This is a genomic window from Streptomyces sp. NPDC045899, assembly GCF_056431485.1.
Map to the genome: position 1 here is coordinate 1 of NZ_JBWKKP010000049.1, position 21,798 is coordinate 21,798.

Consider the following 21,798-nt stretch of genomic DNA (forward strand, 5'->3'; position numbering starts at 1 on the left):
CACCGGCACCACCATCGACTGGACCAGCTGGTACCCAGCCCACCCCACCCCCCACCTCGTCGACCTCCCCACCTACGCCTTCCAACACCAGCACTACTGGTTGGCGCCGCCCGCCCGCACGGCCGACGGGGAGGGCATGGACCACGAGGATCCGGTCGAGGCGCGGCTCTGGACGGCCATCGAGGAGGAGGACGTCGACACCCTCACCACCACCCTCCAGCTCGACAAGGACAGCCCCGGTATCACCGCCCTGCTGCCCGCCCTCCCCGTGCTCTCCACCTGGCGGCGGCAGCACCGGGAACAGAGCGCCATCGACGCCTGGCGCTACCGGATCACGTGGGAGCGCCTGTCCGAGTCCACGACGGCTCCGGCCCTGACCGGTACCTGGCTGGTCGTCGTGGCGTCGGGGATGGAGGACCACCCAGCCGTTCACACCGCTGCCGAGGCGCTCCGTGTCCACGGTGCGGAGCACCGGACGCTGGCCGTCGACGGCGCCGTACACCGTGACGACCTCGCACGCCAACTCGGCGATGTGTCGCAGGGGTTCACGGTGGCGGGCGTACTGAGTCTGCTCGCACTGGACGACTCGCCCCATCCCGACCATCCGTCCGTCTCCGTCGGGCTGGCCGCCACCACCACCCTCGTCCAGGCTCTGGCGGGGACAGAGGAGACCGGGCCGCTGTGGTGCCTCACCCAGGGAGCCGTGGCGACCGTCGCCGGTGAGCCGCTCCCCCACCCCCACCAGGCACAGATCTGGGGCTTCGGCCGGGTCGCCGCCCTGGAGCACCCCCGCCTGTGGGGCGGTCTCGTCGATCTGCCGACGGCGATCGACGGCGAGACTCCGGTCCGTATCGCGCGATGTCTGGTCGAGGGCCGGTCGGAGGACCAGATCGCCATCCGCTCCGGTGCGTTCGGGCGCCGCCTCGAGCGGGCTCCGGCCACGGTTCCCGTGGCTGCCGGCTGGCGGCCGACGGGTACGACACTCATCACGGGTGGCACCGGTGGTCTCGGTGCTCATGTCGCCCGCTGGCTGGCCGACCACGGCGCGCCCCGACTCCACCTCGTCAGCCGCAGCGGCCCCGACGCACCCGGAGCCGGCGAGCTCGCCGAGGAGCTCACCGCGCTCGGCACCGAGGTCACCGTCACCGCGTGCGACGTATCCGACCGTGAGGCGCTGCGCGAACTCCTGCGCGCCATCCCGGCCGAGCATCCTCTCAGCGCCGTCATCCACGCTTCCGGCATCCCGGAGAACGCACCGCTCACCGAGCTCGACCTGGCCCATGTCGACGACGTCCTACGCCCCAAGGCGCTCGCGGCCACCCATCTCCATGAGCTCACCGCGGAACTGGACCTCTCCGCGTTCGTCCTCTTCTCCTCCGGGGCCGCCGCCTGGGGCAGCAGCCGCCAGGCGTCCTACGCGGCCGCCAACGCGCATCTCGACGCACTCGCCGAACACCGCCGCGCCCAGGGCCTTCCGGCCACCAGTCTGGCGTGGGCACCGTGGAGCGAGGCGGGTATGGCGGCGGACGACGCGGTGATCGAGTACTACCACCGGCGCGGGATGCGGCCGCTGGCCACCGATCTGGCGATCAAGTCCCTCCAGTGCGCGCTGGACCAGGGCGACACCGCCATCGCCATCGCGGACATCGACTGGACGACCTTCCCGGCCGGTTTCACCGCACAGCGGCCCAGCCCGCTCCTCGCCCCGCTGTCGCCCAGCGCTCCGCCGCACGCCGGGGCCACGGAGTCCGCGGCGTCCGGCGCCCTGCGGCAGCAACTGGCCGAGAGCACCCCCGCCCAACAGCACCACCTTCTGCTGCGCCACATCCAGACCCATGCCGCGGCCATCCTCGGCCACTCAGGTATCGACGCCGTTCCGCCCTCCCAGCCCTTCCAGGAGCTCGGATTCGACTCCCTGACCGCGGTCGAGTTCGGCACCCGGCTGTCGGCCACCGCCGGTGTCGACCTGCCGCCCACCCTCATCTTCGACCACCCCACGCCCAAGGAGATGGCCGACTTCCTGCGGGAGCGGCTCGTGGACACGGAGGTGACGTCCGAGGGGCGGTTGCTCTCGGAGCTCGACCGGTGGGACGCCGGGTCGGAGCCGTCGGTGGTGGACGCGTCGGCCCGCCGGAGGATCGCCGGACGGTTGCACCTGCTGCTCGCCAAGTGGGACGACACGGACCATGCGTCCGACCGGACCACGGCGCACAGCGAACTCGAGACAGCGACGGCAGAAGACATCTTCGAGCTCATCTCCGACGAGTTCGGAAAGTCGTGAGTCCGATGACCTCCATCCTCCGCGCCGCGCCAAGGAGCCCCAGCTAGATGTCGAATGAAGAGAAGCTACTCGACCACCTCAAGTGGGTCACCGCCGAGCTGCGCCAGACCCGGGAGCGGCTGCGCGTGGTCGAGTCCGCAGAGCCGGAGCCCCTCGCCATCGTGGGGATGGCCTGCCGCTATCCGGGCGGAGTGCGGTCACCCGAGGCGCTGTGGCGGCTGGTGCGGGACGGCGGTGACGCGATCTCCCCGTTCCCGACCGACCGGGGGTGGAACACCGAGGAGCTGTACGACCCCGACCCCGAGCGGTACGGGAAGTCCTATGTGGACCAGGGCGGCTTCTGCCATGACGCGACCGAGTTCGACGCGGCGTTCTTCGACATCAGCCCTCGTGAGGCCGCGGCGATGGATCCCCAGCAGCGGCTGCTGCTGGAGACCGCGTGGGAGGCGTTCGAGCGCGCCGGGCTCAATCGCCGTGCCCTGAGCGGCAGTAACACGGGTGTGTTCGCCGGGGTGGGCTCCCATGACTACCTGTCGGTCATCGGAGACATCACCAGTGAGGTGGAGGGCTACGTCGGGGCGGGCAATCTCGGCAGTGTGGTGTCGGGCCGGGTGGCGTACTCGCTCGGTCTGGAGGGGCCCGCGGTGACGGTGGACACCGCGTGTTCGTCGTCGCTGGTGGCCATCCATCTGGCCGCCCAGGCGCTGCGTCATGGCGAATGCGATCTGGCGCTGGCCGGCGGTGTGGCCGTGATGGCCACCCCGGGCGCGTTCATCGAGTTCTCACGGCAGCGGGGGATGGCACCGGACGGCCGCTGCAAGCCCTTCGCGGCCGCCGCCGACGGTACGGGCTGGGGTGAGGGCGCGGGGCTCGTCGTGCTGGAACGGCTGCGTGACGCGCGGCGCCGTGGCCATCGTGTGCTGGGCCTGATCCGCGGGTCGGCCGTCAACCAGGACGGCGCCAGCAACGGGCTCACCGCGCCCAACGGCCCGTCCCAGCAACGGGTGATCCGCCAGGCGCTCGCCAACGCCCGGCTGTCGGCCGCCGAGGTGGACGCGGTGGAGGGGCATGGCACCGGCACCACCCTGGGCGACCCGATCGAGGCCCAGGCGCTCCTGGCCACCTACGGGCAGGGACGGACGGCGGACCAGCCGTTGTGGCTGGGGTCGGTGAAGTCCAACCTCGGTCACACCCAGGCCGCTGCCGGTGCGGCGAGTGTGATCAAGATGGTGATGGCGATGCGGCACGGGCTGCTGCCCGCCTCGCTGCACATCGACGAGCCCACCCCGCATGCGGACTGGGGGGCTGGGGAGGTGCGGCTGCTGACGGAGGCCCGTGCGTGGCCGGAGGGCGAACGGCCCCGGCGGGCCGGGGTGTCGGCATTCGGTATCTCGGGGACGAACGCGCATCTCATCCTGGAGCAGGCACCGCCGGCGCCGCCCATGGCATCGGTGACACCCGTCTCGAGGAGCGCCGCGGACGGTCCGGTGCCGTGGGTGGTGTCGGGGCGTACCGGGGTGGCGTTGCGCGGTCAGGCGGCAGCGCTTGCCGAACGGGTTGCCAACGACACCGAGTTGACCGCCGACGAGGTGGGCTGGTCGCTGATCAGCACCCGGTCGGCGTTCGACCACCGCGCGGTGGTCATCGGTGAGAACCGCGAAGAGCTGATGGCCGGGCTCGACGCCCTGGCAGCCGGGGCGTCCCACCCCGGTGTGGTGGACGCCCACAGTACGGCGGCCGCCCAGGGCGCCGAGGGCTCCGGCGGAGGTGGCGGTGACAACGGTGCCGGTCCGGTGCTGGTGTTCCCAGGCCAGGGCTCCCAGTGGGTCGGTATGGGGGCCGGACTGCTGGAGACCTCACCCGTCTTCGCCGCCCGGATCACCGAATGCGAACAAGCCCTCACACCCTACGTCGACTGGTCCCTCACCGACGTCCTGCGCGGCGGAGTCGACACAGCCGACCTCAGCCGCGTCGACGTCGTCCAACCCGTCCTCTGGGCCGTCATGACCTCCCTCGCCGCCGTATGGGACCACCACGGCGTCACCCCCACCGCCGTCATCGGCCACAGCCAAGGCGAAATCGCCGCCGCCTGCGTCGCCGGAGCACTCACCCTCGACGAAGGCGCCCGCATCGTCGCCCTCCGCAGCACCGCACTACGCCGCCTCACCGGCCACGGCGCCATGGCCTCCCTCAACCTCAGCCACCACCACACCCAAACACTCCTGCACCACCACACCCACCACACCCCCGACGTCGGCATCGCCGCCACCAACGGACCCCACTCCACCGTCATCTCAGGACCCCCCGACCAGATCCACCACATCCTCACCACCGCCGAAAAAGAAGGCCACCGCGCCCGACTCATCGACGTCGACTACGCCTCCCACAGCACCCAAGTCGACAACATCGCCGAAGAGCTCCGGGAACTCCTGTCCGGGATCGAACCCGTACAGTCGGAAGTGGCGTTCTACTCCACCGTGACCGCGAGCCGGATGGACACCAGTGGACTGGACACCGCGTACTGGGTGGCGAACCTGCGGGAACCCGTCCGGTTCGCGGACACCGTGCGCGCCCTGCTCGACGACGGCCACCGCATGTTCATCGAGGCCAGCACCCACCCCGTCCTCACCGTCGGACTCCAGGAAACCTTCGAGGAGGCCGGAGTACCGGCCGTGGCGGTGCCCACCCTGCGCCGTGACCACGGCGACCGGGCCCAGCTGATGCGTTCGGTGGCGCAGGCGTTCGCGGCGGGCGCCGAGGTGGACTGGGCACGGTGGTTCCGCACCGGCCCGGCCCCACGCGTGGTGGACCTGCCGACCTACGCCTTCCAGCGCGAACGGTACTGGCTGGACGACCGGGGCGGCCGGGGCGGTGACCCCGGTGACCTCGGTCTGGTGGCCGCGGGGCATCCGCTGCTCGGCGCCGCGGTGGAACGCGCCGAGGACGGTACGCATCTGCTGACCGGGAGGCTCTCGCCGCGCGTCCACCCCTGGCTGAACGACCACCGGGTGCTGGACACCGTGCTGCTCCCGGGGACCGCCTTCGCCGAGTTGGCGCTGCACACCGCCGCCCGGACCGGCTGTGACGGGGTGTCGGAGCTGACGCTGTACGCGCCACTGGTGATTCCGGAAGGCGAGGCGGTGGACGTGCAGATCGCGGTCAACGCCCCTGACGCCACCGGTGACCGCGGTCTGACCATGCACTCGCGTCCGGCGGACGACACCGGCGACGGGGTCTGGACGCGGCACGCGACAGGTGTGCTGACCGCCACCGGGACCGGCTCCGCCACGACGGACACCAAGGGGCTGAAGGGCGCCTGGCCGCCTCAGGGCGCCACCCCGCTGCCCGTCGCGGACTTCTACCGAGGTCTGGACGACCACGGCTACGGTTACGGCCCGGCCTTCCAGGGGCTCACCGCCGCGTGGCGGCTCGGCGACCACCTCTACGCCGAGGTGGCACTGCCCGAGGGCGAGCGCGCCCAGGCCGGCGCGTACGGTGTCCACCCCGCCCTGCTCGACGCCGCGCTGCACGTCCGGGCGCTGGCCGTCGATCCCGCGTCCGAGGATGCGCACCGGGTGCTGCTGCCCTTCTCCTGGAGCGGATTGCGGCTGCGGGCGACCGGGGCGGACACCCTGCGGATCCGGCTCACGCCCACGGCGGCGGACCGGCTCGCCCTGACCGCCGCCGATCCGGCCGGAACGCCGGTGGTGACGGTAGCCGACCTGGTACTGCGGCCGGTCCCGGACGGCCGGCTGGGAGGGGCCCGTACCGCGGGCCGGAACACACTGTTCCAGCTGCGGTGGGAGCGAGCCGCCGACTCCGCGGACGACGCCGCGGCCGCCTTCGTTCCGGCCGTCCTGGGCTCCGGTTCCGGTCCGCTGGTCGGCGCGCTTCCCGGCGCGCCGTGCCATCCGGAGCTGGCCGCGCTCCGGGCTGCCGTGGCAGACGGCGCCCAGGCGCCCGAGGTGGTGTTCGTCTCCGTCACCGCCCCCGCCGGACCCGCTCCCGGCGGTGGTCACGGTCCCGTCGAGGACACCCACGCCCGCACCGCCGCGGCCCTGTCGCTGCTGCGGGAGTTCCTGGCCGCGCCCGAACTGGCCGCCACCCGGCTGGCCGTCGTCACCCATGGGGCGGTCGCCGTCCACCGCCACGACGACGTCCACGATCTGCCCGGCGCCGCCGTCTGGGGGCTGGTGCGCAGCGCCCAGTCCGAGAACCCGGGGCGGCTGCTGCTGCTCGACCTCGACGGCGCGGAGAGTTCGCGGGCGGCGGTGGCGGGGGCGGCGGCCTCCGGCGAACCGCAACTCGCCCTGCGTGACGGCCTGTCGTACGTACCGCGTCTCGTCCAGGACGACTCGGCCGGGCGGCTGTCCCCGCCGGAGGGTTCGACGGCGTGGCGCCTCGGGCTCACCGGTCACGGCAGCCTGGACCACCTGGCGCTGGTCGACTGCCCGGAGAACACCCGGCCGCTGGGTCCCGGCGAAGTCCGGGTGGCGCTACGGGCGGGCGGGGTGAACTTCCACGACGTCGTCGTGGCGCTGGGCATGGTGGAGGATCCCCGGCCGCTCGGCGGCGACGGCGCTGGCGTGGTCATGGAGGTGGGCCCGGACACCGACCGGTTCGCTGTGGGCGACCGGGTCATGGGACTGTTCAACGGCACCGGACCGCTGGTCATCACCGACAGCCGTCTGATCACGCACATCCCGGCCGGGTGGTCGTACGCCGAGGCGGCCACGACCCCGTCCGCGTTCCTGACCGCCTACTACGGTCTCGCCGATCTCGCCGGACTGCGCGCCGGGGAGAAGCTGCTGCTGCACGCCGCCACCGGCGGCGTCGGCCTGGCGGCGGTGCAACTGGCCCGCCACTGGCGCGCCGAGGTGTACGCCACCGCCAGTCCGGGGAAGTGGCACGCGCTGCGCGGACGCGGCTTCGACGACGCCCATATCGCCTCGTCCCGCAGCCTGGACTTCGAGGACCGGGTGCGGGACGCCGCGGGCACCGTCGATGTGGTGCTCAACTCGCTGGCCGGGGAGTTCATCGACGCCTCGCTGCGGCTGCTGGGTCCGGGCGGGCGTTTCATCGACATGGGCCGGACCGACGTCCGGGACCCCGGGCGGACCGGCGACCGGTATCCGGGGGTCACCTACCGCGCGTTCGACCTCGTGAGCGGCGCCGGTCCGGACCGTATCCAGCGGATGCTGGCCGAACTGTCCGCACTGTTCGAGGACGGCACCCTGCGGCCGCTGCCGACCACGCTGTGGGACATCCGCCGGGCACCCGAGGCGTTCCGCCACTTCAGTCAGGCGCGCCACATCGGGAAGATCGTGCTGACGATCCCGGCCGCCCTGGTACCGGACGGCACCGTACTGATCACCGGTGGGACCGGCACGCTCGGCGCCGCCACCGCGCGTCATCTGGTGACCCGTCACGGGGCGCGGCGGCTGCTGCTGGTCAGCCGTCGTGGACCGGACGCGCCGGGCGCGGCCGAGCTGGTGGCGGAGCTGACGGGACTCGGCGCGGAGGTGACGGTCGCGGGCTGTGACATCGCCGACCGGGCGGCCCTGGCCAAACTGCTGGAACAGGTGCCCGGGGCGCATCCGCTGACCGCGGTCGTCCACGCGGCGGGGCTGCTGCACGACGCCACCATCGAAGCGCTCACCCCCGAGCGGCTCGCCGATGTACTGCGGGCGAAGGCCGACGCGGCCTGGCATCTGCACGAACTCACCCGGGACCTGGAGGTGTCGGTGTTCGTGCTGTTCTCCGCGGCCGCCGGACTGCTGGGCGCCGCGGGCCAGGGCAACTACGCGGCGGCCAACGCGTTCCTGGACGCCCTGGCCCATCGCCGCAACGCCCAGGGGCTGCCCGCCACCTCGCTGGCGTGGGGCTACTGGGCGCAGGCGACCGGGATGACCGGTGGTATGACCGACACGGACCGGGCCCGGCTGGCGAGGGCCGGTATGGTGGGGCTGGAGACCGACGAGGGTCTGGCACTGCTTGACACTGCCCTGACCAGCGGTCTTCCCACACTGGCGCCCATCCGGCTGGATCTCGCCGCGCTGCGCGGACGGGCCGGTGGGGACGACGCTCCGGCGCTCTTCCGGAGCCTGGTGCGCGGCACACCGCGGGCGGCGTCCGGTGCGGTGCCGGGGGCGGCCTCCGGCACGGGGTCGGCCGAGGCGTTCACCGCGATGACGGCGGAGGACCGGCAGCAGGCGCTGCTGAAGCTGGTGCGGGCGCACACCGCGACGGTCCTGGGGCATGACGCGGCGGAGTCCGTGCACCCCGCGCAGAACTTCCGGGAGCTCGGCTTCGACTCCCTCACCGCCGTGGAGCTGCGCAACCGGCTCGGCGCCGCCACTGGCCTCCGGCTGCCCGCCACGCTGGTCTTCGACCACCCGACCCCCACGGCCGTCGTCCGGATGCTCCAGGAGTTGCTGGCACCGGACTCCGGAACGGCGTGTGACGCGCTGCTCGCCGATCTGGACTCCGTCGAGGCGGCCGTGGAAGCGGTGCTCGGGGACCGGGACCAGCGGGCGCGGGTCGCGGCCCGGCTGCGCAAACTGCTGCGCGCGGTGGACGACGGCCCCGGCGGCGCGGTCCCGGTGGACGAGGGCCGGGACGATCTGGAGTCGGCCAGCGACGAGGAGTTGTTCCACGTGCTCGACCACGAACTCAGTGTCCCCTCCGACGACACTCCGCGATGACTCACGACGGCCGCAACGATCGGGTTGATGCGACATGACGGATGACGAGAAGCTGCGCAGCTATCTCAAACGGGCGACCGCCGATCTGCGACTGGCCAGGCGGCAGTTGCAGGAGGTCGAGGAAAGCGCCCGCGAGCCGCTCGCCATCATCGGGATGGCCTGTCACTTCCCCGGTGACGTGGAGACACCCGAGGACCTGTGGCGGGTGGTCACCGACGGCGAGGACGTCATCTCGCCGTTCCCCGCCGACCGTGGCTGGGACCTCGACAGGCTGTACCACCCGGACCCGGAGAACGCCGGGACCAGCAGTGCCCGGGACGGCGGCTTCCTGCGCAACGTGGCCGACTTCGACGCGGACTTCTTCGGGATCAACCCGCGCGAGGCCGCGGCGATGGACCCCCAGCAGCGGCTGCTGCTGGAGACCGCGTGGGAGGCGTTCGAACGGGCCGGGCTGGACCGCGACGCGCTGAGCGGAAGCGACACCGGCGTGTTCGCCGGGGTGGACGCCTACCACTATCTGTCGCTCATCGGCCAGACGACCGGTGACTCGGCGGGCTACGTCGCCACCGGGAACCTCGGCAGTGTGGTGTCCGGCCGGGTGGCGTACTCGTTCGGTCTGGAGGGGCCCGCGGTGACAGTGGACACCGCGTGTTCATCGTCGCTGGTGGCCACCCATCTGGCGGCCCAGGCGCTGCGCAACGGGGAGTGTTCCCTGGCGCTGGCCGGCGGAGTCACGGTGATGGCCACGCCCGGTGGTTTCACCGAGTTCTCCAGGCAGCGGGCGCTGTCCCCGGACGGGCGCTGCAAGGCGTTCGCGGCGGCGGCCGACGGCACCGGTTTCTCCGAGGGGGTCGGTCTGGTGCTGCTGGAGCGGCTGTCGGACGCCCGGCGCAACGGCCGCCGCGTGCTCGCGGTCATCCGCGGGTCGGCCGTCAACCAGGACGGCGCCAGCAACGGGCTCACCGCGCCCAACGGCCCGTCCCAGCAGCGTGTGATCCGCCAAGCGCTCGCCAACGCCCGGCTGACCGCCGCCGAGGTGGACGCGGTCGAGGCGCACGGCACCGGCACCACCCTGGGCGACCCGATCGAGGCCCAAGCGCTCCTGGCCACCTACGGGCAGGAACGCCCGGACGGACAACCGCTGTGGCTCGGCTCGGTCAAGTCGAACATCGGCCACACCCAGGCCGCGGCGGGTGTCGCCAGTGTCATCAAGATGGTGCAGGCGTTGCGGCACGCCCATCTCCCCGCGACGCTGCACATCGACGAGCCGACCCCGCACGTGGACTGGACCGCGGGTCAGGTGCGGCTGCTCGCGGAGCCGATGACCTGGCCGGACCGTGGCCATCCGCGCCGGGCCGGTATCTCCTCGTTCGGCATCAGCGGTACCAACGCGCATCTGATCCTGGAGGAGGCCCCCGAGCCCACCGGGACGGTGGAGTCGGCCGAGGGGACACAGGAGGGCGGTACGACCGCGGGCGGTGTGGCACCGTGGGTGATCTCCGCACACAACGGTCCTGCGTTGCGCGGTCAGGCGGCGGCGCTTGCCGAACGGGTCGCGACCGACACCGAGTTGTCCCCCGCCGGCGTGGGCTGGTCGCTGATCAGCACCCGGTCGGCGTTTGATCACCGAGCCGTGGTCATCGGTGAGAACCGCGAAGAACTGATGGCCGGGCTGAAGGCACTGGCCGCCGGGGAAGCACACCCGGATGTGATCGAGCCGGGCGGCGCCGCGGCGGTGGGTGGCCTGGGCGCGGGTGGTGCCGGTCCGGTGCTGGTGTTCCCCGGCCAGGGCTCCCAGTGGGTCGGTATGGGGGCCGGACTGCTGGAGACCTCACCCGTCTTCGCCGCCCGGATCACCGAATGCGAACAAGCCCTCACACCCTACGTCGACTGGTCCCTCACCGACGTCCTGCGCGGCGGAGTCGACACAGCCGACCTCAGCCGCGTCGACGTCGTCCAACCCGTCCTCTGGGCCGTCATGACCTCCCTCGCCGCCGTATGGGACCACCACGGCGTCACCCCCACCGCCGTCATCGGCCACAGCCAAGGCGAAATCGCCGCCGCCTGCGTCGCCGGAGCACTCACCCTCGACGAAGGCGCCCGCATCGTCGCCCTCCGCAGCACCGCACTACGCCGCCTCACCGGCCACGGCGCCATGGCCTCCCTCAACCTCAGCCACCACCACACCCAAACACTCCTGCACCACCACACCCACCACACCCCCGACGTCGGCATCGCCGCCACCAACGGACCCCACTCCACCGTCATCTCAGGACCCCCCGACCAGATCCACCACATCCTCACCACCGCCGAAAAAGAAGGCCACCGCGCCCGACTCATCGACGTCGACTACGCCTCCCACAGCACCCAAGTCGACAACATCGCCGAAGAGTTGGCGGACATCCTCGCCGGGATCAGTCCGGTCCGGTCGACGGTGGGGTTCTATTCGACGGTCACCGCGAGCCGGATGGACACCAGTGAACTGGACACCGCGTACTGGGTGGCGAACCTGCGGGAACCCGTCCGGTTCGCGGACACCGTGCGCGCCCTGCTCGACGACGGCCACCGCGTCTTCATCGAGGCCAGCACCCACCCCGTCCTCACCGTCGGACTCCAGGAAACCTTCGAGGAGGCGGGGGTCGAGGCGGCGGCGGTGCCGACCCTGCGCCGTGACCACGGTGGCTCTCGCCAACTGGCCCGCTCGGTGGCGCAGGCGTTCACGGCCGGGGTGACGGTGGACTGGGGCCGCTGGTTCCACACCGATCCGGCCCCGCGCGTGGTGGACCTGCCGACCTACGCCTTCCAGCGCGAACGGTACTGGCTGGACCCGGAGGGCGGACCGGGCGGCGATCCGGCCGGCCTGGGGCTCGCCGCCGCGGACCACCCCCTGCTCGGCGCCGCCGTGGAACTCGCCGACGGCACCGCACGGCTGCTCACCGGGCGGCTGTCCGTGCGCACCCACCCGTGGCTGGCCGAACACGTGGTGGCCGGTACGGCGCTCGCGCCCGGCGCGGTACTGGTCGAGTGGGCGCTGCGCGCGGCCGACGAGGTCGGCTGCGGTGCGGTGGAGGAGCTGGCGCTCCAGGCCCCGCTGGTGCTGCCCGGGTCCGGTGGGCTGCGGGTCCAGGTGGCGGTGGCCGCCGCCGGGGAGGACGGACGGCGTGAGGTGCGGATGTACTCCGCCTCCGACCGGGCGGACGGATCCGGGGCGGACGCGGACTGGGTCTGCCATGCCACGGGTGTACTGGGCCCCCCTTCACCGGCCCCCGCGCAGGCGGAAGGGCTGGCCGGAGCGTGGCCCCCGCCGGGTGCCGAGCCGTTGGACATCGGGGACTTCTACGAGCACGCGGTGGCGGCCGGTTACGGCTACGGTCCGGCGTTCCAGGGGCTGACGGCCGCCTGGCGCGACGGGACGGACGTGCTGGCCGAGGCGGTCCTGCCCGACGCGGCCGGTGACCGCGGCGGTTTCGGGATCCACCCGGCGCTGCTGGACGCGGCGCTGCACACCTCACTGCTGGTGGACCGGCCGGAGGGACAGGAGGACGACGGCCAGGTGTGGCTGCCGTTCGCCTGGAACGGAGTCTCGCTGTGGGCGGCCGAGGCGACCACCGTACGGGTGCGGCTGTCGCGCGACGAGCAACGGCAGACGCTGCGGCTGACGGTGGCCGACGCGGTGGGTGCCCCGGTGCTGACGGTGGATTCGCTGGTGACGCGTCCCTCCGCCACCGACCGGCTGCGGAGCGCTGCCGCAGGACGCCAGGTGGACGGGCTGTTCACGCTGGACTGGGTTGCGCTGCCCGCGCCGGTGTCCGACGGGCCGTCGTGGTCGGTGGCCGGTGACGGCGGCTGGGCGGTGCTCGGCGAGGACCGCTGGGGTCTGGCGGAGGCGGTCACGGCCGATACGGACCCGGAGGCCCCGACAGTGGTGCGCCATCGGGATCTGGACGCGCTCCTCGAGGCGATGGAGGCGGGTGAAGCGCCCCCCTCGGTCGTTCTGGCGACGGCTCGGGCCGATGACACGGGCGACCACGACGGACTGGGTGTGACCGAACGGCTGCTCGGGCTGGTGCAGGGCTGGCTGGCGCGGCCCGCGCTGGCCGACGCGCGGCTGGTGGTCGTCACCCGCGGCGCGGTGGCCGCCGGAGCCCCGTCCACCGCCGGCACAGGGCCGGACGACACCGCCGGGACCGGTCCGGCGGACGCCGGTGCCTGGGGGCTGATCCGCAGCGCGCAGTCCGAGAACCCGGGCCGGTTCGTCCTGCTCGACCTCGACACGGACACGGACACGGACACGGAGAACGTGCCGGACGCGGTGTTGCGGGCGCTGGAGCTTCAGGAACCACAGCTGGCGCTGCGCGAGGGAGGGGTGCTGGTCCCCCGGATGACGCGGGCGGGCGCGGACGGCGACACCGCTCCGGAGGTCTCCGGGGTGCTCGACCCCGAGGGCACGGTGCTGATCACCGGTGGCACCGGCACCCTGGGCTCCCTGGTGGCCGAACACGTGGTGCGCACCTGGAGGGTCGGCCATCTGCTGCTGGTCAGCCGTCGGGGAACGGACGCCCCGGGCGCGAAGGAACTGGGCGACCGGCTGGCTGAGGCGGGCGCCCGGGTGCGGATCGTCGCGGCCGATGTCACCGACCCGGAGCAGGTCGCCCGTCTGCTCGACGGCATCGACCCGGAGCATCCGCTGACCGGTGTCATCCACGCCGCGGGCGTGCTGGACGACGCCGTCGTCACCTCGCAGGACCCCGAGCGGCTGGCCCGCGTATGGCGGCCGAAGGCCACCGCGGCGGCCGTGCTGCACACCGCGACCGCGGAACTGCCGCTGCGCGCGTTCATCGTGTTCTCCTCCACGGCGGGGACCCTGGGCGCTTCCGGACAGTCCAACTACGCTGCGGCGAACGCCTCTTGTGACGCCCTGGCCGCCCACCGGCGCGCCTGTGGGCTGCCCGCCGTGTCGGTGGCGTGGGGGCTGTGGGCCGACGCCAGCGGTATGACCGGCCACCTGGCGGACGGGGACCGGGCCCGGCTGGCCCGCTCGGGCATCGGTGCGATGTCCCGTGAACGGGCGCTCGCCCTGCTGGACGCGTCCGTCCTGCACGGCGCCCCCCAGCTCATCGCCCTCGACCTGGACGTACGGGCGCTGGCCGGTCAGCCCGCGCTCACCCTGCCCGCTCCACTGCGCGCCCTCACCGGTGGCGGCGCCGCGCGGCGCACGGCGGCCTCGGCACGGCCGCACACCGACTGGGCCGGGCACCTGGCGGCGCTGCCACCGGCCGAACAGCACCGCACCCTGCTGGATCTGGTGCTCACCCACTCCGCGGCGGCCCTCGGCCACGCCGACCCGGGCCGGATCCACACCGAGCGCGGCTTCCTGGAGCTCGGCTTCGACTCGCTCACCGCGATCGAGCTGCGCAACCGGCTGACCGCGGTCACCGGGCTGCGGCTGCCCACCACGCTGGTGTTCGACCATCCCAACCCGGTGGCACTGGCGGCGCATCTGCACACCGAGCTGGCGCCCGAGAAGGCCGATCCGCTGCCCGCGCTGCTGGGCGAGCTGGAGCGGCTGGAAGGCGCCCTGCTGGCAGCCGCCCAGGACGAGACGGCGCGCGGCGCCCTGCACCGGCGTCTGCGGACCACGGTGGCGAAGCTGGCCGGACCGGACGGCGGTGAGCCGGAGGGCACCGCGGTGAGCGGCCGTATCCACGACGCCTCGGCCGACGAGATCTTCCAGTTCATCGACCGGGACCTCGGCCGGGGCGACAGCGACGGAGACCACACGGGAGTACACGTTGATTGACGAGCGAAGCCGGAAGAAGCTCATCCTCGAGCACAGTCGTCGGATGAACGCGGCGGACGTGGACGGGCTCCTCGAACTCTACGCGGACGAGGTGTCCTTCGAGGATCCGGTCGGCTCCGACCGCAGGTCCGGGCGGGACGCGCTGCGCGCGCACTTCGAGGAGCTGGTGGCGGCGGAGATCGAGGAGGTGCCGGGCCGGCCGGTCGCGGGCCAGGACGGTGCGCACGTCCTGGTGCCCGTGACCGCCACCATGAACTACCTGCCGCTGGGGCCGGTGTTCGCCGACCGGGGCTGGCTGACGGAGCCCGCCTCATCCGAGAACAAGCGCATCACCTGGGACTACGTGGTGATGATGCGGGCGGGCACCGGCGGTCTGATCCAGGAGCTCCAGATGTTCTGGGGGAGGTCGGACATTGGCGTCGCGGACTGACTCCCGCACCGGCACCCCACCACCCCGGATCCGTACAGGAGGCGGCCATGGCCGATGAGGCGACCCTGAAGAAGATGGCGCTGGAGTACGCGGCGCGAATGAACGCGGGCGACGTCGAAGCCGTCCTGGAGCTGTTCTCGGACGACATCGTCTTCGAGGACCCGGTGGGCGCGCCCCCGCTGATCGGCAAGGACGCGCTGCGCGAACACATCGCCTGGTCCATCGAGTGCCAGGTGCACGAGACCCCGGGCCGCCCGGTCACCTCGATGGACGGACGGCGGGTGGCGGTGCCCACGACGGTCACGGTCCTGAAGCCGACCAAGCTGACCTTCAGCATCATCGGGGTGATCGAGCTGGGGGACGACGGACTGGTCCACCACGCCCAGGCGTTCTGGGGGATCACGGACACCAAGGTGGGCGACGGCCCCGAACTCACCGGTGTCGCCCACTTCATGGCCGTCACCCAGAACCTCGCGCAGATGGTCAACGCCAAGGGCAGCCCGAGCCGGACCTGACCGGCCGCAAGCGGTGAAGGGACACGAGCAGAACCATGACCGAACGGAAGCACGGAATCGTCTTGGGCGGAGGCTGGGCGGGGTTGCTAGCTGCCCATGTGCTGGCCCGCCACCTGGAGAGCGTCACCGTCGTGGAGCGCGATGTGCTGCCGGACGGGCCCCGGCACCGCAAGGGATCGCCACAGGCGCGCCACGTCCACGTGCTGTGGTCGAGCGGTGCGCGGATCGTCGACTCACTGCTGCCCGGCACGATCGACCGGCTGCTGGACGCGGGCGCCCGCCGGGTCGGCTTCCACCAGGACCTGGTGACCCTGACGTCCCACGGCTGGCAGCACCGCTTCCCGGCGCGGCAGTACGCCATCATGTGCACCCGGCCGTTCCTGGACTGGATGGTCCGTGACCGGATCCTGGCGGAGGGGCGGATATCCCTGCGGCAGCGCACGGAGATCCTCGACCTCGTCGGGGACGCCAAGCGGATCACCGGGGTGCGGCTGCGCGATATGGACGGCGGCGCCGTCGAGACCCTGGAAGCGGATGTGGTGATCGACGCGTCGGGGCGTGGCTCGCGGCTGCGTCACTGGCTGTCGGCGCTGGAGCTGCCTCCGCTGGAGGAGGATGTGGTCGACGCGGGCATCGCGTACGCCACCCGGGTCTACCAGGCGCCGCCCGGCGCCGCCGCCGGGTTCCCCGCGGTCAACGTGGCGGCCGACCACCGGCTGCGCGAGCCGGGCCGTTTCGGGGTGGTGTACCCGCAGGAGGACGGCACCTGGATGGTGACGCTGTCCTGCACACGTGGCGCCGGACTGCCCACGCAGGACGACGCCTTCCTGCCGTACGCGGAGAGCCTGCGCCATCCGCTGGTCGCCGATCTCATCAGCCGGGCGGAGCCGCTGACCTCGGTGGCCGTCTCCCGGGTCGGCGCCAACCGGCGGCTCTACCCGGAACGGCTGAAGGGCTGGCCGGAGGGGCTGCTCGTCCTCGGGGACGCGCTGGCGGCGTTCAATCCCATCTACGGCCACGGGCTGAGCGCCGCGGCACGGGCGGCCGACGCCCTGGACGGTGAGCTGCGGGGGTCGGGAGCCGATCCGGCCGCCACCCGCCAGGCCCAGCGGGCCATCAGCGCGGTGGTGGACGATCCCTGGATCATGGCCGCGTCCAAGGACGTGGAGTACGTCAACTGCCGTGTCAACGCGACCGATCCACGGCTGAGCGGCGGGGTGGCCGCGCGGCAGCGCTTCTCCGACCTCATCGCCGACCGGTCGATCCGCTCCTCGGCGGTGTGCGACGTGGTGACGGACGTCATCAGTCTGACCGCTCCGCAGTCCGAGCTGGCCTCCAGCCGGTTCCTGTCGCTGATGCACAAGGACCGGATGCTCCCGGAGCTGACCGCGCCACCGTTCACCCCCGAGGAGCTGGCGCTGGTCGACCTCAATCCGCGGAGCACGGCGGGTGTGGGCGGCTCATGACGAACGAAGAGAAGCTCGTCGACTACCTCAAGTGGACGACGGCCGAACTCCACCGCACCAGGCAGCAGCTCGAGGAGGCCCGGTCGGAGCGGCAGGAGCCGATCGCGATCGTGGGCATGGCCTGCCGGTTCCCCGGTGGTGTGCGCACTCCCGAGCAGCTGTGGGAGCTGGTGGCCGAGGGGCGGGACGCGGTCTCCGCCTTCCCCACCGACCGCGGCTGGGACCTGGAGAACCTCTATCACCCCGATCCCGACCACCACGGCACCTCCATCGTGCGCGCGGGCGGCTTCGTGCGGGACGCCGACGCGTTCGACGCGGGCTTCTTCGACATCGGGGACCGGGAGGCGGCGGCCATCGAGCCGCAGCAGCGGATGCTGCTGGAGCTGGCCTGGGAGGCCGTGGAGAGCGCGGGTATCGCCCCGTCGACCCTGCGCGGCAGTTCCACCGGTGTGTACGCCGGGGTGATGTACCACGACTACGCCTCCCGGCTGGACGAGATCCCCGAGGGTCTGCTGGGGCCGGTGGGCAACGGCAACGCCGGAAGCGTGTCGTCGGGACGGGTGGCGTTCACCCTGGGGCTCCAGGGCCCGGCGGTCACCCTGGACACCGCGTGCTCCTCGTCGCTGGTGGCGATGCATCAGGCGGGGCAGGCGCTGCGTCAGGGCGACTGCACCCTGGCGCTGGCGGGCGGCGCCGCCATCCTCTACACCGCGAGCGTGTTCCAGGTGGCCTCCAGCCAGCGGCAGCTCTCCCCCGATGTGCGGTGCAAGGCGTTCGCGGACGCCGCCGACGGCATGGTGTACGGCGAGGGTGCCGGACTCGTCCTGCTGGAGCGGCTGTCGGACGCCCGGCGCAACGGTCACCGCGTGCTCGCGGTCATCCGCGGCTCGGCCGTCAACCAGGACGGTGCCAGCACCGGGATGGCCGCACCCAACGGTCCGGCCCAACAGCAGCTGATCCGCGACACGTTGAGCCGGGCCCGGCTGGCCACGGCCGATGTGGACGCGGTGGAGGCGCACGGCACCGGTACCGCGTTCGGGGACTCCATCGAACTCCAGGCGCTGCTGGCCACCTACGGTCAGGACCGGCCGGAGGACCGGCCGCTGCTGCTGGGCTCGGTGAAGTCGAACATCGGTCACACCCAGGCGGCCGCCGGTATGGCGGGGGTGATCAAGATGGTGATGGCGATGCGGCACGGTGTGCTGCCTCAGTCGCTGCACATCGACCGGCCCACCCGGCTGGTGAGCTGGCGCAGGGGCGCCGTGCGGCTGCTGACGGAGCGGACGGCGTGGCCACGGGTCGAGCGGGCGCGGCGGGCCGCGGTGTCCTCCTTCAGCGCGAGCGGCACCAACGCGCATGTGATCCTGGAACAGCCGTCCCCCGATCCGGAGGAGGCCGCGGCGGACGGCGCCGCGGCGCCGTCGGCGGACGTGGTGCCCTGGGTGCTGTCGGCGCGCAGCGCGGCCGCGCTGCGCGGCCAGGCGCGGGCGCTGGCCGCGCACACGGCCGCCGACGCGGGTCCGTCACCGGTCGATGTGGGCTGGTCGCTGGCCACCACCCGCTCGGTGTTCGAGCACCGCGCCGTCGTGGTGGGACACGGCCTCGACGAGCTGCGGGCGGGGCTTGCCGCGCTGGCCGACGACGAGCCCCATCCGGCCGTGGCCGGGCCGGGGCTGGTCGGTCCGGGAACAGCGGGCTCCGCCGGCAGGACGGTGTTCGTCTTCGGCGGCGAGGGCCCGGACCGTACCGGGGCCGGGGCGGAGCTGTATGAGCGCTTCCCGGTGTTCGCCGTGGCGTTCGACGAGGTCTGCGGTCTGCTCGGGGTGAAGGGCGGGCCGGGGGCCCTCGCCTCGCGGGCCGGGCTGTTCGCCCGGCACATCGCGGTGGCCCGGCTGCTGGAGTCGCTGGGGCTGCGTCCGGACGCGGTGATGGGCCATGCCCTGGGTGAGATCGCCGCCGCGCAGATCGCCGGTGTACTGGATCTGCCCGACGCCTGCCGTCTGGTCGCCGCCGACTCCCGCTCCGGGGTCCGTGGTGTGGTCTGTCAGCAGCCGGTCGTCCCGGTCCTGAGCGGGGTCACCGGCCGTCCCCTCGACGAACACATCGCCACCGCCGACTACTGGGCACGGCACGAGCGGCCCACCGGTCCGCCCCCGGGGGAGCATCCCGTCGCCGCGCTGGAGGACGGTTCCCTGGTATGGGACCTGGGGCCCGAACCCGTGCCCACATCCGCCGGGGCCCTGTCGCCCTTCCGCGGCCACGGGGCCGAGGTGCGGTCCCTGACCGATGCCCTGGCCCGGCAGCACACCGCGGGGGTCACGGTCGACTGGACGGCGTTCTTCGGCGGTGTTCCCGCTCCCCGTACGGTCGAACTGCCCACCTACGCCTTCCAGCGCCGCCGCTTCTGGCTGGAGAACGAGACTCCGGAGGACGGACCGGCGGAAGTGGAGTCATGGGTCGACGGCGCGTTCTGGGAGGCCGTGGACACCGGCGATCTCCCTGCGCTGACACGGTCCCTGGGCCTCCCGGCCGAACGTCACACCGCCCTGCGGGACGTCCTTCCGGCCCTGGCGGCCTGGCGGCGGCAGCGTGATTGCCGTTTCCGCGTCGCCTGGAAGGCCCTGGCCGACGTGGTGGCACCGCGGCTGTCGGGCACCTGGCTCGTGGTGGCCTCCGACGACCCGTCGGCGGAGCCCGTGACCGCCGCCGTCACGGACGCCCTGCGCGACCACGGCGCGGAGGTGGTGCTCTGCGCGGACGCCCTCGACGCCTTCTCCCCTGCTGACGGTTCCGGTCCCGGGCCGCTCGCGCGGGCCGTCGGCCGCCCGGTGGAGGGGGTGCTCTCCCTCCTCGCCGTGGACGGCGGACAGCCGCCGGGCGACCACGGGCCGGGCCCTGCGCTCGCCCCCACGATCGGGCTGGTGGAGGCGCTGGAACGGGCCGGGGTCGGAGCCCCGGTGTGGATCGCCACCCGCGGCGGGGTGAGCGTGGACCGCGGGGACCCCGCGGTCCGGCCCGACCAGGCCCAGGTCTGGGCCCTGGGTGGCGCGCTCGCCGGTGAGCACCCCGGCCTCCGGTGCGGACTGGTCGATCTCCCCCGGCGCTTCGACGTACGGGCCGGACGGCGGCTCGCCGGTGTGCTGACGGCCGCTCACGGCGAGGACGAGGTGGCCGTACGCGCCGACAGCAGCCTCGCGCGGCGTCTGGTCCGGGACACCCCCGGACACCGCGCACCGGGCGACTGGACGGTACGGGGCACGGTGCTGATCACCGGCGCGGACACCCCGTTGGGCGCGCACACGGCCCGCTGGGCGGCGCGCGCGGGCGCCGGTCATCTGCTGCTCGTCGGCACCGCGCCGCCCGCCGACGGCCTGGTGGCCGAGGTGACCGCCTCGGGTGTCGGGGTGTCCGTGGCCGCCGTGGATCCGGCGGACGCCGACGCCCTCGCCGCCACCGTCGCCGATATCCCGCGGGAGTGGCCGCTGACCGCCGTCCTGCATCTGACCGCACCGCTCGGCGACGCGGCGGGACCGCTGGACCCGGCGCGCATCACCGTTGAGTGGCCGGCCACGGTGGCCGGGGCGGCGAACCTGTGCGCGCTCGCCCGGACCACCGAGCTGTCGGCCCTGGTGCTCTGCTCCTCGGCCGTGGGGGTCCTGCCCGTACCCGGACTCGGCAACCAGGCCCCGGCCCACGCTCATCTGCGCGCGCTCACCGAGGAGTTGCGGGCGCGCGGAGTACCGGCGGTGTCGGTGTGCTGGGGCGCGCTCGACGGCTCCGGCACGGCCCCCGAGGTCGCCCGACGGCTGCGCGGCCACGGGATGTCCGCGCTGCCCCCGCACTCCGCGGCCGCGCTGCTGCGACAGGCGGTCGAGGCGGACGCGGAGGCCCTGGTCCTCGCGGACCTCGATGAGAAATGGCTCACGGCACAGGCTTCGGAACGGGGAACGGATCGGCTCTTCGATGACGTTTCCGGCCTTCAGCCCCCATCAGGCGGGAGATCCCATGGACGTACCCAGCGCAGTCAATGACCACGCCACCGGCGACGCCACCGCATCCCGACGAACGAACGGATCCGCCATGCACACGGACAACAGCGAGACGGACAACAACACGACCGAACTCGACGGTGCGGCGCTGCACCAGGCGCTCTCCATCGCCACTCCGCAGGAGCGTGAGGACATCCTGCGGGAGACCGTCCGGACGCAGCTCGCCGACATCCTGGCTCCCCAGCCGATCGACGGCGACAGCAACTTCCTGGAGAACGGTCTGACCTCGCTCACCGCACTGGAGCTCACCCGCAACCTCATGACCCTGACCGACGTGGAGATCCCCCTCGTCGCCATCCTCGAGTACCCCACCCCCGCCCAGCTGGGTCACTACCTGGCGGAGGCCTACACGGCGGTCAACTCCGGTGACGGCGCCACGGCGTAGCCGGGCGGCCCATGACGGCGACGGGGGGGGGGGGGGGGGGGGGGGGCCCCCCCCCCCCCTTCCCCCCTTTTTTCCCCCCCCCCCCCCCCCTCCCCCCCCCCCCCCCCCCCCCCCCCCCCCCCCCCTTCTCCCGCGTCGGCTTCCGGCGTTCCTGGCCCCGTACGGGCG

The 21,798-nt window shown here is 73.1% G+C and carries 7 protein-coding genes and 1 pseudogene; all 8 read left to right on the forward strand.

Annotated features, from left to right (window positions below; genetic code table 11):
• Nucleotides 1–2,281 (forward strand): SDR family NAD(P)-dependent oxidoreductase (locus tag AC07FT_RS35975; RefSeq protein ID WP_479180368.1); only part of this gene is annotated, 2,281 nt, incomplete at its 5' end.
• A 47-nt stretch (nt 2,282–2,328) separates the two neighbouring features.
• Nucleotides 2,329–8,985, forward strand: a complete 6,657-nt coding sequence (locus tag AC07FT_RS35980; RefSeq protein WP_479180369.1) for an SDR family NAD(P)-dependent oxidoreductase — start codon at nt 2,329–2,331, stop codon at nt 8,983–8,985.
• Nucleotides 8,986–9,019: 34 nt separating this feature from the next.
• Nucleotides 9,020–14,785, forward strand: a complete 5,766-nt coding sequence (locus tag AC07FT_RS35985) for a type I polyketide synthase (protein ID WP_479180370.1) — start codon at nt 9,020–9,022, stop codon at nt 14,783–14,785.
• Nucleotides 14,786–14,828: 43 nt separating this feature from the next.
• Complete coding sequence (locus AC07FT_RS35990; protein WP_479180372.1) at nt 14,829–15,215, forward strand: nuclear transport factor 2 family protein; 387 nt, start codon at nt 14,829–14,831, stop codon at nt 15,213–15,215.
• Between the two features lie 47 nt (nt 15,216–15,262).
• Nucleotides 15,263–15,730, forward strand: coding sequence for a nuclear transport factor 2 family protein (locus AC07FT_RS35995; RefSeq protein ID WP_254753205.1), 468 nt, complete (start codon nt 15,263–15,265; stop codon nt 15,728–15,730).
• Between the two features lie 35 nt (nt 15,731–15,765).
• Nucleotides 15,766–17,196 carry an NAD(P)/FAD-dependent oxidoreductase gene (locus AC07FT_RS36000; RefSeq protein WP_479180374.1) on the forward strand — a complete coding sequence of 477 codons (1,431 nt, stop codon included), beginning with the start codon at nt 15,766–15,768 and terminating at the stop codon, nt 17,194–17,196.
• A gap of 2 nt (nt 17,197–17,198) precedes the next feature.
• Nucleotides 17,199–21,227, forward strand: a pseudogene (locus tag AC07FT_RS36005) (type I polyketide synthase); the annotation flags it as partial.
• A 49-nt stretch (nt 21,228–21,276) separates the two neighbouring features.
• Nucleotides 21,277–21,630, forward strand: a complete 354-nt coding sequence (locus AC07FT_RS36010; protein WP_479180376.1) for an acyl carrier protein — start codon at nt 21,277–21,279, stop codon at nt 21,628–21,630.
• The last annotated feature ends 168 nt before the right edge of the window (nt 21,631–21,798 follow it).